Genomic DNA, 16,276 nt, shown 5'->3' on the forward strand with positions numbered 1-16,276 from the left:
ATGCCTAGGCAATCAATTTCCTCGCTTGTCTAGGGCTATTCGATAATTCATCATTTATGGTTCGCCGCACCAAGGCCGACGCGCTGGCCACCCGCCACCAGATCCTCGACGCCGCCGAGGCCGAGTTCCTGGCCCGCGGCGTGGCCCACACCCGCCTGCAAGACGTGGCGGCCGCGGCCGGCGTGACACGCGGGGCGATCTACTGGCATTTCCAGGACAAGGCCGAGCTGTTCAACGCGATGATGGAACGCGCGCTGCTGCCCTGCGAAGGTGCGGCCGAACACGCGCTGCGGATCGCTGGCGACAACCCGCTGGCGCAGTTGCACGAGATGGCCGTGGCCCCGCTGCGCGTGATGGCTGAAAGCGAACAGGTGCAGCGCGTGTTTCGCATCGCGATGCACCAGACCGAATACACCGCCGAGCTGGCGCCCGTGCAGGAGCGCTACCTCGAAGGCATCGGCGAGTTCCAGCAACAGCTGGCCGATGCGCTGCAGCGCGCCGATGCCTTGGGCTGGTTGCGGCCCGGGCTGCCGCTGCAGGCCATCGCCCTGGGCCTGTTCGCGCTGGTCGACGGGCTGATGCACCACTGGACCCTGCGGCCCGGCGGCTTCGACCTGGTGGCTTACGGCGAGGTCACTGTGCGCGCCTACGTGCACGGGCTGCGCGCCGCGCTGCCCCAGGCCGCGCCCGCTACAGCAACACCGCCAGCCGCTCCAGCACCACGACTGCGAGCGCCCCGATCCCGGCCAGCACCGTCCACTTGACGATCACCAGCCCACGCCGCCGCCACACCGGGTCACGCGTCGCCACATAGGTGGCCAGGCACAACAAACCCGCCAGCAGCAGCAGGCCGAACAGCAAACGAAAGATCAGCATCCGGGCAGCTTAGCGCCAAGGCTTCCCGGAATTTCCGGGGCGCGCGAAGCGCCGCCCCCATCAAGTGGCGTGCGCGGATCCGGCTTGGCCGGTCCGCTGCGCGAGCCCCCTCGGGGGGCTTTGCTCGGACGCAAACAGTCCTGAGGACTGTTTGTGCCTAGCAAAGGGCCGAGCCTCTGGCTCGGCGCGGCCTGCAAGGCAGGCCCCCGGAGGGGCCGTGGGGGCCTCATTCACCATGCCGGTGCCAGCTCGGCGAACCCGGCGGGTGCGCGGGCCTCGTCTTCGAAGGTGACGTATTCGTAGGCGCTGGCGTCGGCCAGCAGCTTGCGCAGCAGCTTGTTGTTCAGCGCGTGACCGCCGCGGAACGAGGTGTAGGCGGCCAGCAGCGGCGCGCCGGCGATGTAGAGGTCGCCAATCGCGTCGAGGATCTTGTGCTTGGCGATCTCGTCGTCGTAGCGCAGGCCGTCGCTGTTGAGCACGCGGTAGTCGTCGATGACGATCGCGTTGTCCATGCTGCCGCCCAGCGTGAGGCCGCGCGAGCGCATGGCTTCGACGTCCTTCGTGAAGCCGAAGGTGCGGGCGCGGGCGATCTCTTGCTTGTAGCGGCCCGAGCCCATGTCGAAGGTGACCTCCTGGCCGGTCGCGTCGACGGCCGGGTGGTTGAAGTCGATCTGGAAGCTCAGCTTGAAGCCGTGGTACGGCTCGAGCTTGGCCCACAGCAGCTTGGCGCCCTCGCCCTCGCGCACCTCGACGGTCTTCTTGACCTTGAGGAAACGCTTGGGCGCGTTCTGCAGCTCGATGCCGGCGCTTTGCAGCAGGAACACGAAGCTGGCCGACGAGCCGTCGAGGATCGGCACCTCGTCGGCGGTGATGTCGACGTACAGGTTGTCCAGCCCCAGGCCGGCGCAGGCCGACATCAAGTGTTCGATCGTCTGCACCTTCGGTCCGCCGGGCTCGCCGCCGGGCGAGATGGTGGACGCCATGCGGGTGTCGCTGACCGAGTCGAAGCGCACCGGGATGTCGACCGGCGACGGCAGGTCGACGCGGCGAAAGACGATGCCGGTGTTGGGCGCCGCCGGGCGCAGCGTCATCTCGACCTTCTGGCCGCTGTGCAGCCCCACGCCGACGGCGCGGGTGAGGGATTTGAGGGTGCGTTGCTTCAACATCGAGCCTGCAATTGTCCGTCAGGCCCGGGTTTCCCGCTGTAAAGGAAGGTCAAGCGTGACGCGCGTGCCACGGCCGGCGACGCTGTCGATGCTCAGCCGCCCGCCCAGGCGCGCCGCCCGCTGCACCAGGTGGCGCAGGCCCCGGCCCTGCTCGACCAGCGCCACGTCGAAGCCGCAGCCATCGTCTTCGACCAGCACCTGCACCTGCCCATCACCGGCCAGGCGCGTGGCGATGCGCACGGTGCGGGCCGCGGCATGCTTCAGCACATTGGTCAGCACCTCTTGCACGATGCGCAGCACCTGCAGCGCGTCGGGCGGGTTCAGCCAGTGCAGCGGCGGCAGGTCGTCGACCTCCCACTGCATGCGCAAGCCCGCCGCCTCCAGGCGGCGGCCGAGCCGGTGGCGCAACGACGCCAGCAGCGTGACCAGGTCGTGCTCGATCGGCTCGAGCGAGTCGATCACCAGCCGCAGGTCGTCGACGCACTCGCGCAGCAGCGCGGCGACCGCGCCCTGCTCGAGGTTGCCTTGCTCGGCCAGCACCAGCGTGGACATCAGCGTCGAGCCCAGCCCGTCGTGCATGTCGCGCATCAGGCGCTGGCGCTCGAGCAGCAGCGCCTGCTCGCGCTCGATCAGGCGCAGCCGCTCGTGGTTGGCGCGCAGCTCGGCCTCGCGCACCGCCAGCCGCGCCTCCAGCCCGACGTTGACCCGCTCGGCCTGGTCGATCGCCGCCGCGTAGCGCACCTGCACCGCGAACAGGAACGACAGCAGCACCAGGATGGTGGCGAACGGCAGCAGGTAGACCGACTCGATCGACACCCGGCCGGCGATCAGCAGCAGGTCGTGTGCACCGAGCAACTCGGACAACCACAGCGTGACGACGATGACGCGAAACTCGATGCGCCCGCCGCGCCAGGCGACGATCGTCAGCCAGGTGGTCACCATGAAGGCGACGACCGCATTGACCAGGTGCTGCTGCACCAGCGACGACAGCGGCGACCATTCGAACGGCATCGTCAACAGCGACATCGCGACGACGAAGACGATCAGCGCACGCTCGACCCGCGGGTAGCGGCGCGCATCGAAGCGAAAGGCGAACAGGTAGATCAGGATCATCACCCACGACAACGAGGCGTTGGTGGCCCACCAGAACCAGGTGTAGGCGACCTTGTCGGCCGGCATGTCGATGAAGTAGTGCAGGCTGCGCAGCGTCCACACCACCGAGCTGAAGAAGAACAGCAGGTAGGCCTGCCCGCGCCGGCGGCGCAGCCAGTACACCAGCGCAAACAGGCCCAGCGCGAGAAAGGTCAGCGAGCCGACCTCGGGCGCCGTCAGCTGCAGCGCCCGGCGCCAGCTGTCGCGCGCGGCGAGCGTCTCGCGCGGGCCGACATCGATGCGCGACATGCGGTGCTGCCCGGTGTCGTAGCGCACCAGCCCGATCGCCAGGTGCAACGTGCTGCCGGCCGGCGGGGCTGCGCCGAGGTCTACGAAGACCGGCCGGTTCCACTGCTCGCGCCAGCGGTCGGACCCGTCCCAGGCCAGGCGCCAATGGTCTTGCTCGTACTGGATGACCTGCACCGCGCCGCCGGTGATGCGCGGCACGTACAGCGCCAGCGCCCCCTCGACCCCCGGCGGCACCACATAGTCGACCCGGTACCACCAGACCCGCAGCGGCCGTGGCTGGGCCTGGGCCGGCAGGTCGGGCCGGCGCGATTCGACCAGCGGCAGCGCCACGCTGCGCCAGGCTGCGGTGTCGCTGGGCTCGGGCGCCTCGACCTGTGGCCGCGGCCGGCCGTCGATCCGCATCTGGTTGGTCGCGAACGGGCGCGAGTGCAGCCAGGCATGGTCGAAATGGCGGTCGGCGGCGTCGTTGACCGGCAGGCTCGATCGCGCCAACAGCCCCAGGCCGACCGACAGCAGCGCCAGCACGGCCAGCACCCACGCCAGCCGCATGCGCCATGGGCGCCAGCTGCGGCTGGCATCGGCCCGCGCGGCGCCGGCCGGCGCCGAAGCGCCGTCGACGCCCAGGTCAGTCACGCACCAGCCCGAGCTTGCGGGCCTCGTAGATGGCCTCGGTCTTCGAGTGCACCTGCAGCTTGCGGTAGCTGCGCTTGACATAGGTCATCACCGTGTGGCGCGAGACACCCAGCATGCGGGCGATCTCTTCGAAGCTGAAGCCCTTGGCCGAGTAGGTCAGCACCTGGCGCTCCTGCGGCGACAGCAGCGCGTCGCCTTCGACCGCCGGCGCCGGGTCGGGCGCCAGGCGCAGCAGCAGCTGGCGCGCGATCACCGGGCTGATCGGGCTGCCGCCGGCGTGCAGCGTGCGGATCTGCTCGGCCAGGTCGGCCGGGTGCGTGTCTTTCAGCAGGTAGCCGGTGGCCCCGGCTTCGAGCGAAGCCATCACGTGCGGCTCGTCGCCGAACACGGTGACCACCATCACATCGGTGGCCGGCAGGTGGTTGTGCGCATAACGGATCAGCTCGATGCCGCTGCCGCTGGGCAAGCCCAGGTCGACCAGCAGCACGTTGGGCTTGAGCTCACGCAGCAGCAGCAGGCCCTGCGGCAGGTCGGACGCGGTGCCGACCAGATGCAGGTCGGCCGCGCTGCCGACGACCGCCGCGAAGGCGGCCCGAAAGCGCTCGTCGTCTTCCACGATCAGCACGGAGACGGGGTCCATCGTGATGCCGTGAGGAGTGATGAATGGCGCGAGCTTACTCGCCCCAGGGCAGCATCAGCGACAAATACAGCAGCTTGTCGAACTCGGGCTGGAAGCGGGCGATGATGTCGTCCGGGTCGGGGCACAGCGCGTCGTCGGTGATCAGGCCGAACTGCACACCGCCGGCGTAGCTGAGGATGCTGACGCCGACGCCGATGTCGCCGCTGGCCGGCACCCAGAACATCGTCTGCTTGATCGTGCGGCCGCAGAACTTCAGCGGCTCGCGCGGGCCCGGCACGTTGGTCATCACCGCGGTGGCCTTCTTGGCGAACAGGTTCAGCAGCGCCGCCTGCATCGGCTTGATCAGCAGCCCCGCCACCGCCAGCAGCGCGAACGCCATCACCGGCTGGTAGCCGCCCTTGAGCTCGTTCATGCGCGCCCGCACCGCGCCCAGGCGCTCGGCCGGGTTGGCAATGCCCACCGGCAGCACCAGCGGCACCAGGCCGAAGCGGTTGCCCAGCTTCCAGGCCTGGTCGAGCGGGCGCAGGTTGACCGGCACCATCGCGCGGATCTCCTTGCCGCTCGGGTCGTCGCCGTGGGCGCGCAGGTGCTCGCCGATCGCACCGGCCACGCAGGTCAGCAGGATGTCGTTGATCGACGCACCGAAGGCCTGGCCGACCGCCTTGACCTCTTCGAGCGGCAGCGGCTCGCCCCAGGCCACCCGCTTGCCGGGCGTGGCCTTGCCTTTCAGGCGCGTGGGCGAGTCGTCGGGCATCAGCGCCATCGCTGCGGCGTCGCTGATCAGCTGGTAGCCGGCGCGGGCAACGTCCATGCCGCCGGCCAGCGGCTGCACCGGGTTGGCCATCAGCTCGACCGACTTGGCCATGCCGTCGCCGTACAGCCCGATGGCCTTGATCGTCAGCTCGGTGACGGGCTTGAGCAGCGCGTCGGCAAACCAGTCGAACTCGGCATCGGGCTCGTCACCCACGGCACCGCGCTTCTTGCGCACCGGCGGCGGCTTGCCACCATCGGTGATCGACAGCATCACCGAGATCAGCGAGATGCCGTCGCCGATGCAGTGGTGGATGCGGGTGATGATCGCGCTGCGGCCGGTCTCGAGATCTTCGACCAGGCGCAGCTCCCACAGCGGGCGAGACGGGTCCAGGGGCGTGGCGGCCAGCTCGCCGACGCGGGCCTTCAGCGCCTCGACCGGCGACTGGCCGCGGGCGACGGGCAGGTCTTCGGCGGCCACGTGGTCGTTGATGTCGAAGCTGCCGTCTTCGACCCAATGGGCGCCCATCGCGTCTTCGACCACCCGCTGGCGAAAGCGGTCGTACTTCAGCAGGCTGCCCTCGACCCGCTCGCGCAGGTCGGCCAGGCTCAGCGTCGGCTCGACCAGCCAGACGCCGACGATCATCATCAGGTTGGCGTCGGTGTCCATGCGCAGCCAGGCGGTGTCGACACGCGACATGCGCTCGGTGGTGATGGTCGGGCTGGCGGACATGGAAAGCTCCCTCTACGGATTCGGCTTGTCGTATCGACGATGCTGGGTAACATCCCTGCCCGTCAATTCTGCTTTACCTTTACCCCAGGAGGCACCGCCATGGCAGACCTGAAGGCCCAGTTCGAGACCGCTGTCGCCGAGAGCAAACAGTTGCCCGAAAAGCCGGACAACATGACCCTGCTAAAGATCTATTCACTGTACAAGCAGGCCACCACCGGCGACGTGGAGGGCAAGCGCCCCGGCTTCACCGACATGGTCGGCCGCGCCAAGTGGGACGCCTGGAACGAGCTGAAAGGCAAGTCGGCCGACGAAGCAATGCAGGACTACATCGACCTGATCGAGAGCCTGAAGTAAGCAAAAAGCCGGACATCGAGTCCGGCTTTTTGCTTTCAGGGCGGCCAAGCCGCCCTGAGCCAAGGTCAGAGCTTGGTGATCTTGAGCCAGTTGATGTTCCAGCCGCCAGCGAGTGCCTTGATGGCAATCTGCTGCTGGCCGGCCTGCAGGTTCACGTTGTGCGAGATCGTCGTCCAGTTCTGCCAGCCGCCGGTCTTGGGCACGCCCAGTGAGCCGTAGACCTGCGTGCCGCCGGCGCGCTCGAGCTGCAGCGTGCCGCCGCCATTCAGGCTGGCGACGCGGTACTCGACCTTGTAGGCGCCCGAGCTCGGCAGGTTGACGTCCCAGACGATCCAGTCGTTGGCATCGATCCAGCCGACATCCTGGCCGCCCTCGGAACAGGCCTCGGTCGCCACGCCCATCATGTTGGCCCAGCTCTCGGCCTGGATCGTGGTCGAGAAGCCGCCCGAGGTCTTCTGGTAGACGCGCACGTAGTCGACGTACATCTTGGCGGGAAGCTTCGATTCGTCGACGTTGAAGCCGGGCCAGTTGCCGCCGACCGCCATGTTCAGCAGGAAGAAGAAGTCACGGTGGAATTCATCGGTACCGCCAGCGTTGTTGGTGATGTCGATGACGTGGTACTGGCGGCCATCGATGAACCAGCGGATGAAGTTGGCGTCCCACTCGACGGCGTAGACGTGGTAGCCCGTCACGCCGCCGGCGTTGGTGTGGCCGCCGTAGGAGGCATAGCTGCCGTTGTCGGCCTGCCAGTGCACCGTGCCGTAGATGTCGGCCTCGGTGTTCACATGCTCCATGATGTCGATCTCACCAGATGCCGGCCAGCCGACCTGGGTGATGTTGCTGCCCAGCATCCAGAACGCCGGCCAGGTGCCCAGCGACGAGGGCATCGCGATGCGCGCTTCCATGCGGCCGTATTTCCAGCTCTTCTTGCCTTGCGTCTTCATGCGCGCCGAGGTGTAGCGGAAGCCGCCGTAGTCCTGCCGCTTGGCGGTGATGACCAGCGCGTTGTTCTCGATCGTCGCGTTCTCGCGGCGGTAGTACTGCAGCTCGTTGTTGCCCCAGCCACCCGAGCCATTGCCGGTCTCGAACACCCAGTCGGGGCCGATCGAGCCGTTGAACTCGTCCTGCCAGACCAGTTGCCAGCTCTGGGCGAACCCGAGCTGCGCGGTGCACAGGCAGAACAGGAAAAGAAAGACGCGTCGCACTCTCCTCATGATGGTCTCCATGTCGTCGTTGATGGCACAACACACCCTTGCGGGCCCGATCGGGCGCCCCTCTGCGCCCGTTGCTGGGCCGGCCGGTGCCTGTTCGGCGACAGGCTCACCGGCCGGTCAGATTCATTGGCTGATCTTCAGCCAGTTCAGGTTCCAGCCGCCGGCCAGCGCCTTGACGGCGATCTGCTGCTGACCCGCGGGCAGCGGGACGTTGTGGCTCACGGTGGTCCAGGTCTGCCAGCCGCCGGTCGCCGGCACATTGACCGACCCGTAGACCGTCAACCCGCCCGCCTTCTCGAGCTGCAGCGTGCCGCCGCCGTTCTGGCTGGCGACCCTGTACTCGACCTTGTAGGTGCCGGCGCTGGGCAGGTTGACGTTCCAGACGATCCAGTCGTTGGTGTCGATCCAGCCCACGTCCTGCCCGCCCTCCGAGCAGGCCTCGGTGGCGATGCCGGACATGTCGGCATACGACTCGGCCTCGATGGTGGTCGAGAACGCGCCTTGCAGCGGCGCGCCGGCCTTGAAGGTGGCCGCCTTCTTGGTGGTCGGGGTGCCGGCCTTCTTGACGTACAGCAGCGCGTCTTTCTGCCGGATGTAGTTGCCCGGCAGGTTGTACGCCTCGAACGACGTGGCCGCGGTGTTGGACAGGCCGCTGCGCTTGTAGAAGGTGGCCGCCTCCTTGAACGCCTGGCTGCCGTCGCTGGCATCGAGCCACAGCTCGCCGTTGCGCTGGTGCAGGTAACGGTCGGGGAAATTCTGCGACTGGAACGACACGCCGGCACCGGCCAGGCCGGTGACCATCTTCCAGTTGCCGTCCTGGTACGGCGTCACGTTGGTCGCCTTGTCGACGCGGCCGCGGCTGTTCTGGTGGCGGATGACCTTGCTCGTACCGTCGAGCGCCCACGAGCCGAAGGTGCCGGTGTCGTCGCCCTTCTGGTAGACGCGCACATAGTCGACATACATCTTGGCGGGCAGCTTCGATTCGTCGATGTTGAAGCCGGGCCAGTTGCCGCCCACCGCCAGGTTCAGCAGGATGAAGAAGTCTTTCTGGAACTCTTCGGTGCTGCCGACGCCGTTGGTGATGTCGATCACGTGGTACTGCACGCCGTCGACGAACCACTTGATGGCATTGGCGTCCCACTCGACCGAGTAGACGTGGTAGTTCTGCGGCGTGGTGTTGGTGCTGCCACCGTAGGACGCATGGCTGCCGTCGGCCGCGGCCCAGTGCGGGGTGCCGTATATGGTCGACTCGGAGTTGATGTGCTCCATGATGTCGATCTCACCCGACGCGGGCCAGCCGACCTGGCCGATGTTGCTGCCCAGCATCCAGAACGCCGGCCACAGGCCCGAGCCCAGCGGCACCGAGATGCGCGCCTCGATGCGGCCGTACTTGAAGCTCTTCTTGCCTTGGGTGGTCATCCGCGTCGACGTGTAGCGGAAGCCACCGAAGTCCTCGCGCTTGGCGGTGATGACCAGGGCGCCGTTCTCGACCGTGGCGTTCTCGCGCCGGTAGTACTCGAGCTCGTTGTTGCCCCAGCCGCCGTTGTTGCCGGTCTCGAAGACCCAGTCGGGGCCGATGCTGCCTTCGAACTCGTCCTGCCAGACCAGCGACCAGCCTTGCTGCGCAAAGCCGAGCGTGGACGTGAACAGGAAGGCGAAGAGCAAAAACAGGTTGCGAACTCTCCTCACGATGCTTCTCCTGGACTTTGTGAAATGGGCGGCCCGGGCCGCAGGGCAATCGGCGCGGCTTGGGGCCCGGCCACCGAGGCCGATGGGGCGCCACGCCCGCCCCAAGTGGCGACGGGCGCTCGAAGGCGCCCGTGGGTGGAAAGAAAACGGGCCGCCCATCAGAGCGGCCCGGCGTGCGGTGTTCAATACTTGCGGCTGATCTTCAGCCAGTTCAGGCTCGAGCTGCCGCTCAGGCCCTTCAGGCCGATGTACTGCTCGCCGGCGCCGAAGTTCACGTTGTGCGAGACCGTCGTCCAGGCCTGCCCGTCGTGGGTGTTGGGCACGTCGACCTGGCCGTAGACCGGGTTGCCGCCGCCCTTTTCGAGCTGCAGCTTGCCGCCGTCGACCGTGCTGGCCACGCGGTACTCGACCTTGTAGACGCCGGCGCTGGGCAGGTTGATCTTCCAGGCCATCCAGTCGCCGGCGTCGATCGAGCTGACGTCCTGCCCACCTTCCGAGCAGGCCTCGTCGACCACGCCGGAGCCGAACTCGTGCGTCTCGGCTTCGACGGTCGTGGCATAGGCCGCGGCCAGCGGCAAGCCGGCCATGAAGGTCGACGCCTTCTTCGCCACGTCGGTTCCGGCCTTCTTCACATACAGCAGGCCGTCTTGCTGGCGGATGTATTGGCCGGGCAGGCTGTAGGCCTCGAAAGACTTGGCCCACTCGTCGGTCAGGCCCGGGCGCTGGTAGAAGGTGGCCGCGTTCTTGAACGCCTGGCTGCCATCGTCGGCCGCGAGCACCAGCTCGCCGTTGCGGTGCCGCAGGTACTGGCCCGGCAGGTTCTCGGACTGGAACGACACGCCGGCACCGGCCAGGCCGGGGATCATCGTCCAGTTGGCGTCCTGGTAGGGCTTGACCTTCGCCGGCTTGTCGAGCTGGGCGCGGCCGTCCTGGTGGCGGATCAGCTTGCTGGAGTTGTCCAGCGCCCAGGTCTTGACGATGCCGCTTTCGGCGCCCGGCTTCTGGTAGACGCGCACATAGTCGACATACATCTTGGCCGGCAGCTTCGATTCGTCGATGTTGAAGCCGGGCCAGTTGCCGCCCACCGCCAGGTTCAGCAGCAGGAAGAAGTCTTCGTGGAACTCGTCGGTGCCGCCCACGCCGTCGGTGATGTCGATCACGTGGTACTGCGTGCCGTCGACGAACCAGCGGATGGCCGTCGGGTCCCACTCGATCGAGTAGACGTGGTAGTCCTGCGGCGTGGTGGTGGTGTTGCCGCCGTACGAGGCGTAGCTGCCGTCCGGCGCCGACCAGTGCACGGTGCCGTAGACCTTGTCTTCGATGTTGACGTGCTCGAGGATGTCGATCTCGCCCGAGGCGGGCCAGCCGACCTGCGTGATGTTGCTGCCCAGCGCCCAGAACGCCGGCCACAGGCCCGCGCCCAGCGGCACCTTCACGCGGGCTTCGATGCGGCCGTACTTGAAGCTCTGCTTGCCCTGCGTCTTCATCCGCGTCGAGGTGTAGCGAAAGCCGTTGAAGTCTTCGCGCTTGGCGGTGATGACCAGGTTGCCGTTCTCGACCGTGGCGTTTTCGCGGCGGTAATACTCCTGCTCGTTATTGCCCCAGCCGCCGGCACCATTGCCGATTTCAAACACCCAGTCCGGGTTGATGCTGCCTTCGAACTCGTCTTGCCAGACGAGCTGCCAATCTGCGGCAGCGCTGAATTGCGCCACCAGCAGCCCGGCGGCCAAGGTGAATATGTTTCGAATCTTTTTCATGGTGCCGACAAACCCCAACGCGCCTCGTCCATTCGAAACCCCAAGCGCCGGGGTAAACCCTGCTCGGGGAGAAGCCCGGAAACGGTGAATTCCGGGCGCGTTCAAATACTAGACTGAAAGCGCTTTCACTTTCAACCTCGGGCGAGCCCTAGGGTCTGAGCGGGCAGCAGGGGTGGGATCGGCGGGCCGCGCAGGCGCAGCCCAGAGCGGCCTCAGGCCTTCTTGGCCTTGGCTTGTTCCTTGGCCAGCGCCTCGTCGAGCTGCTTGGCCACCTCGGTCTGGATCTGGCCGGCAAAGGCGCCCATCAGCAGGCCGAGCTTGGCCTGCACTTCGAAATGCTCGCCCGTGACGATCATCGTGCCGGATACACCCGCTCGCTTGAATTGCACCGTGTCACTGGTTTCACCTTCGAGCACGGCGCATTCCATGTCGTATTTCTTTTCGACATGCTCGGCCCATTTCCAGGCCACTTTGCGCGCGCGCTCCAGGCCCAGGGTGTGGTCGCGGTGGATTCGGATTTCAGACATGGTCGGTCAGGTCCATCAATGTTGTTCGTGGGCGTCGGCCGCGGTCGCGGCAGCGGTGGGCGCCAAACCCTGCAGTGTCGCGTCGCGCTCGGCGCGCGGCAAGGCGGCCAGGCGCTGTGCCGCGGCATAAAAGCGTGGGAAATCGCGCCCCTCGCGCTCGAACAGCGCGGTGAAGGCCGGCACCCAGTTCAGGTAGGCCGCCTGGATGCCGAGCGACGCGTTGTTGGCGTTGGCGAAGAACGCATCGTAGCCGGCGTAGCCGTTCCACGCGCCGGCCTTCAGCGCCGCGTAGTCGGCCCGCATCCGCGCCATCAGCTCGGTCTTGCGGGCGCGCTTGGCATCATCGCTCGCATCCGAGCGGTACAGCGCGTCCAGCGCGGCGCGGGTGCCCAGCGTCAGGCGGCGAAAGTCCTGCCGCCGCTGCTCGATCAGCTGGGCCTGGGCGCGCGACGCGTCGCTGCCGTGGGCCGCCATCCAGCGCTCGCCCCCCAGGCGCTCGACCGCGGTCGCGAACGATTCGTTGAACATCGTGTCGCCGGGCGCGAACGCCACCTGGTGCGCCAGCTCGTGGAAGATCAGCCGCGACAGCTCGACCTCGGGCCACTGGATGAAGGTGTTCAGCAGCGGGTCGCCGCCCAGCCACTCCATCTTGCCCAGCGTCGAGTAGGCCGGCACCGGGTAGACGGTGACCTCGAAGCCCTGGTCGCGCAGCGCCTGGCCCTCGGCGTTGGCGTCGGGCTGCGCGTAGTAGCCGCGGTAGCCAACGCAGCCGACCACCGGGTAGCACCAGGTCTGCAGCTTCAGCGACAGCTCGGGCGCGGCCGCCACGTTCCACACCGCGGCGTTGCGCTTCAGGTCGGCGAAGGCGCGGTAGCTGTGGTTGTCGGGCAGCTTCAGCTCGCTGACGGCGAAGTCGCGCATGCGCTTGGCCAGCGCCAGCCGGGCCTTCAGCGGCTCGGGCGTGCCGGGCTCGTTGAGCCAGTCGTCGACCGGGCGGGCGCTGTTGAGCAGGTTCAGGTGCCCACCCACCGACTGCGCCAGGTAGCCCATCGAGCTGCAACCGCTGGTCAGGCACACCGTGCCGGCCGCGATGGCCAGCAAACCCACGACGCTGGCGGCGCCCGCCATCAACCAAACCTTGAGGCGCATCGGCTCAAAGCGCCGCCACCTCGACCAGGCAGTCGTAGAAGGTCGGGGCCTTGCCCAGGTCGGTCAGCTGCTGGTGCGTCAGCTCGTTGACGTTGGTGCCGTTGCGGCCCAGCTTGCGCCACCAGACGCCCAGGCCGTTGACGACCCCCGGCCGCGCCCGCTGGTTGATGCGGGCGGTGCAGTGGTAAGTGCCACGGTCGTTGAACACACGCACCACCTGCCCATCGGCCAGCGCGCGGGCCGCCGCATCGGCCGGGTGCAGCTCGACCACCGGCTCGGCCTCGATGTCGCGCAGGCTCTTGACGTTGACGAAGGTCGAGTTGAGGAAATGCCGCGCCGGCGGCGAGATCATCGCCAGCGGGTAGCGGGCGGCGAGCGCCGGCGCGCTGGCCACGCTCTCGTAGTTCGGCACATGGTCGGGCAGCGGCACGCCAGGGCCTTCGGCGATCGCCTTGCCGCTGGGTGTGGGAAAGCCGCCGTCGGCAAATGGTGCATCGGGCAACGGCAGCTTGAACCAGCCGTCGCGCTGCAGCCGCTCGGTGTCGACACTGGCGTTGAACGCGTGGCGGGCCATCGCCTCGTCGCTGTCCTGTAAGCAAGGCTCGCTGAAGCCCAGGCGCGCGGCGAGCTGGCGAAAGATCTCGCAGTTCGATTTCGCCTGGCCACGCGGCGGCACCGCCGGCTCGTTGATCAGCACATAGGTGTGGCCGTAGCTGGTGTGCGCGTCCCAGTGTTCCATCTGCGTCGTCGCCGGCAGCACATAGTCGGCATGGTCGGCGGTGTCGGTCAGAAAGTGCTCCAGCACCACCGTGAACAGGTCTTCGCGCCGGAAGCCGGCCACCACCTTGGGCGATTCGGGCGCCACCGCCACCGGGTTGCTGTTGTAGACCACCAGCGCCTCGATCTTCGGGCCGAAGGCGGTGGACGATGCACGCAGCAGGTCGTCGCCGATCGTGCTCATGTTGACCGTGCGGGGCGTGCGGCCGGCCAGCAGGTCGGGCCGCTCAAGTGCTGCGGTGTTCTTGACCGCCTTGGCCCAGCCCGACGCCGACAGCAGCAGCCCGCCGGCGCGGTGGCGCCAGGCCCCCGTCAGGCAGGGCAGCAGCGCGATCAGGCGCACCGCATTGCCGCCACCACGCACACGCTGCATGCCGTAGTTCAGCCGGATCGCCGCCGGCTTGGTGGTGCCGTAGTCGCGCGCCAGGCCAAGCACCTCGTCGACCGTCAGGCCGCACTCGGCCGCGGTGCGCTCGGGCGTCCACTGCAGCGCGCGCTCGCGCAGCGCAGGCCAGCCCTGGACGTGGCGCTCCAGGTAGTCGTGGTCCAGCCACTCATTGACGATCAGCTCGTGCATCAAGCCCAGCGCCAGCGCGCCGTCGGTGCCGGGCAGCAAGGCAATGTGCTGGTGGCACTTCTCGGCTGTCTCGGTCTTGCGCGGGTCGATCGCGATCAGCTTGGCGCCGTTGCGTTTGGCGGCTTGGGCGAAGGTCCAGAAATGCAGGTTCGAGGCGATCGAATTGCTGCCCCAGATGACGATCAGCTGGCTCTCGGCAAAGTGCTCGAGGTGCATGCCGACCTTGCCGCCGTAGGTCATCTGCAGGGCTTCGCCACCGGCCGCGGCGCAGATCGTGCGGTCGAGCAGCGACGCACCCAGCTTGTGGAAGAACCGCGCAGCCATGCCCTCGCCCTGCACCAGGCCCATCGTGCCGGCGTACGAATACGGCACGATCGCCTGCGGGTCACGCGCGGCGATCTCGCGCAGGCGGCCGGCGATGTCGTCCAGCGCCTCGTCCCAGCCGACCGGCGCGAACTGGCCGCTGCCCTTGGGCCCGACGCGCTTGAGCGGCGTCAGCACCCGCTCGGGGTGGTTGACCCGCTCGGCGTAGCGCGAGACCTTGGTGCACAGCGCGCCGTGGGTCGGCGGGTGATCCGGGTCCCCCTGAATGCGCACGATCTGCTCACCTTCTACAGTGACGCGGATGGCGCAGGTGTCGGGGCAGTCGTGCGGGCAGGCGGCGTGAACGATTCGCTGGGTCATGCCGAAATCATGTCACAGCCCCCGCGCCCCACCCGCGCCGGTGGGCAATTGCGTGAAGCATGTCGCGCACGCGCGGCGAAGTCTCGGCCAAACTCGGGTAACTCCTCTTTTGGGTCGCTGACCTTCGCCATGTCCGACAAGATTTCAAAGAATTCCGAGGGTGCACCGTCACGGCGCGGGGTACTGAAACAACTGGCCGCAGGCGGCCTGGCCTTGGCCGGCGGGGGCGCCTCGTGGGCACAGAGCAGCCGCATCGTGCTGGGCCAGTCGGCCGCGTTCACCGGCCCGGCCGCGCAGCTGGGCATCCAGATGAACCTGGGCGCGCGACTGTGCTTCGACGCCTTCAACGCCGCCGGCGGCCTGGGCGGCCAGCGCATCGACCTGCAGACGCTGGACGACGGCTACGACCCGGCCCGCTGCAAGACCAACACCGAGAAGTTCCTCGCCAGCGACGTGTTCGCGCTGTTCGGCTATGTCGGCACGCCCACCTCGCTGGCCGCCCTGCCGCTGGTGCGCGGCGGCCGCACGCCGTTCTTCGGCCCGTTCACCGGCGCGATGGCGCTGCGCGAGCCGATGGCCCGCTCGATCTTCCATGTGCGCGCGTCGTACGACGACGAAACCGCGCTGATCGTGCACCAGCTGACGTCGCTGAACCTGAACCGGGTCGCCGTCTTTCGCCAGAACGACAGCTACGGCCAGGCCGGACTGGACGGCGTGACCAAGGCGCTCAAGACCTCGGGCCTGGCCCCGGTGGCGGTGGGCACGGTCGAGCGCAACACCGTGGACGTGGCCGAGGCGGTGAAGACGATCGTCGCCGCCAAACCCGATGCGATCGTGCAGATCAGCGCCTACAAGAGCTGCGCGGCCTTCATCCGCGAGGCCCGCAAGGCCGGCTTCGGCGGCACCTTCTACAACGTGTCCTTCGTCGGCACACAGGCCCTGGCCGACGAACTGGGCGCCGACGGCAAGGGCGTGGTCGTGAGCCAGGTCATGCCCTACCCCTACACCCAGTCGGTGCCGATCGTGCGCGAGTACCTCGCCGCGATCAAGGCCACCAACGACCCGAAGATCAAGCCCAACTACTCGAGCATGGAAGGCTACGTGGCCGCGCGTGCGTTCGTCGAAGGGCTGAAGCGCGCCCGCAGCGCCAGCTTCGACGCCTTCGTCGGCGCGGTGGAATCGCTGCAGAGCCACAACCTGGACGGCTTCACACTCAACTTCGGCCCGCAATCGCACGTGGCTTCGCGCTTCGTCGAGCTGTCGATGCTGACTGGCGACGGCGGCGTGCGGCGCTGACCCGCCGCGGCATGGGCTTGAAGGCCGGCGGGTAATATCCCCGCCAGCCTCCG

At 67.9% G+C, this 16,276-nt stretch carries 14 protein-coding genes; 3 read left to right on the plus strand and 11 right to left on the minus strand.

Features of this window, described 5'->3' with window-relative positions:
* Nucleotides 1-56: 56 nt before the first annotated feature.
* On the plus strand, nt 57-764 hold the full coding sequence (locus ACE3SG_RS17650) for a TetR family transcriptional regulator (RefSeq protein WP_374567189.1): 708 nt from the start codon (nt 57-59) through the stop codon (nt 762-764).
* Here the strand turns inward: ACE3SG_RS17650 and ACE3SG_RS17655 are convergent.
* The 5 genes from ACE3SG_RS17655 to ACE3SG_RS17675 all read right to left on the minus strand — a co-directional run bounded on the left by ACE3SG_RS17655 (nt 691) and on the right by ACE3SG_RS17675 (nt 6,199).
* Entirely contained in the window at nt 691-876 is a 186-nt protein-coding gene (locus tag ACE3SG_RS17655) for a hypothetical protein (RefSeq protein WP_374567191.1), read from the minus strand. The genes ACE3SG_RS17650 and ACE3SG_RS17655 overlap by 74 nt on opposite strands.
* Before the next feature lie 230 nt (nt 877-1,106).
* The gene (lpxC, locus tag ACE3SG_RS17660) at nt 1,107-2,042 is read right to left on the minus strand and encodes a UDP-3-O-acyl-N-acetylglucosamine deacetylase (protein ID WP_374567193.1); all 936 of its coding nucleotides are present in this window, start codon (nt 2,040-2,042) and stop codon (nt 1,107-1,109) included.
* An 18-nt stretch (nt 2,043-2,060) separates the two neighbouring features.
* Nucleotides 2,061-4,076: an ATP-binding protein gene (locus ACE3SG_RS17665; protein WP_374567194.1), complete on the minus strand. Its 2,016-nt coding sequence runs from the start codon at nt 4,074-4,076 to the stop codon at nt 2,061-2,063.
* Nucleotides 4,069-4,716 carry a response regulator gene (locus tag ACE3SG_RS17670; protein ID WP_374567196.1) on the minus strand — a complete coding sequence of 216 codons (648 nt, stop codon included), beginning with the start codon at nt 4,714-4,716 and terminating at the stop codon, nt 4,069-4,071. Before ACE3SG_RS17670 ends, ACE3SG_RS17665 begins: the two co-directional genes overlap by 8 nt.
* Nucleotides 4,717-4,750: 34 nt before the next feature.
* Nucleotides 4,751-6,199: a wax ester/triacylglycerol synthase family O-acyltransferase gene (locus ACE3SG_RS17675; protein WP_374567198.1), complete on the minus strand. Its 1,449-nt coding sequence runs from the start codon at nt 6,197-6,199 to the stop codon at nt 4,751-4,753.
* 99 nt (nt 6,200-6,298) lie between these two features.
* Between ACE3SG_RS17675 and ACE3SG_RS17680 the strand changes: the two genes are divergently transcribed.
* Complete coding sequence (locus ACE3SG_RS17680) at nt 6,299-6,553, plus strand: acyl-CoA-binding protein (protein WP_374567200.1); 255 nt, start codon at nt 6,299-6,301, stop codon at nt 6,551-6,553.
* A 65-nt stretch (nt 6,554-6,618) separates the two neighbouring features.
* Here the strand turns inward: ACE3SG_RS17680 and ACE3SG_RS17685 are convergent, their stop codons facing one another.
* The 6 genes from ACE3SG_RS17685 to ACE3SG_RS17710 form a co-directional block, all read right to left on the minus strand.
* Nucleotides 6,619-7,767 (minus strand): carbohydrate-binding protein, encoded by a 1,149-nt coding sequence (locus ACE3SG_RS17685; protein ID WP_374567202.1) that lies wholly within the window; start codon nt 7,765-7,767, stop codon nt 6,619-6,621.
* Nucleotides 7,768-7,890: 123 nt separating this feature from the next.
* The gene (locus ACE3SG_RS17690; RefSeq protein WP_374567204.1) at nt 7,891-9,456 is read right to left on the minus strand and encodes a carbohydrate-binding protein; all 1,566 of its coding nucleotides are present in this window, start codon (nt 9,454-9,456) and stop codon (nt 7,891-7,893) included.
* A 182-nt stretch (nt 9,457-9,638) separates the two neighbouring features.
* Nucleotides 9,639-11,213 (minus strand): AbfB domain-containing protein, encoded by a 1,575-nt coding sequence (locus tag ACE3SG_RS17695; RefSeq protein ID WP_374567206.1) that lies wholly within the window; start codon nt 11,211-11,213, stop codon nt 9,639-9,641.
* Nucleotides 11,214-11,425: 212 nt separating this feature from the next.
* On the minus strand, nt 11,426-11,740 hold the full coding sequence (locus tag ACE3SG_RS17700) for a polyhydroxyalkanoic acid system family protein (RefSeq protein WP_374567208.1): 315 nt from the start codon (nt 11,738-11,740) through the stop codon (nt 11,426-11,428).
* 15 nt (nt 11,741-11,755) lie between these two features.
* The gene (locus tag ACE3SG_RS17705; RefSeq protein ID WP_374567209.1) at nt 11,756-12,868 is read right to left on the minus strand and encodes an aminopeptidase; all 1,113 of its coding nucleotides are present in this window, start codon (nt 12,866-12,868) and stop codon (nt 11,756-11,758) included.
* A 25-nt stretch (nt 12,869-12,893) separates the two neighbouring features.
* A complete protein-coding gene (locus tag ACE3SG_RS17710; RefSeq protein ID WP_374567211.1) occupies nt 12,894-14,927 on the minus strand; it encodes a molybdopterin-dependent oxidoreductase in 2,034 nt (677 codons plus the stop codon).
* A 129-nt stretch (nt 14,928-15,056) separates the two neighbouring features.
* Here ACE3SG_RS17710 and ACE3SG_RS17715 point away from each other — a divergent pair, with 129 nt between their 5' ends.
* Nucleotides 15,057-16,223, plus strand: a complete 1,167-nt coding sequence (locus tag ACE3SG_RS17715) for an ABC transporter substrate-binding protein (RefSeq protein WP_374567213.1) — start codon at nt 15,057-15,059, stop codon at nt 16,221-16,223.
* The last annotated feature ends 53 nt before the right edge of the window (nt 16,224-16,276 follow it).

This window comes from Ideonella sp. (assembly GCF_041914305.1).
Lineage (GTDB): Bacteria > Pseudomonadota > Gammaproteobacteria > Burkholderiales > Burkholderiaceae_C > Ideonella.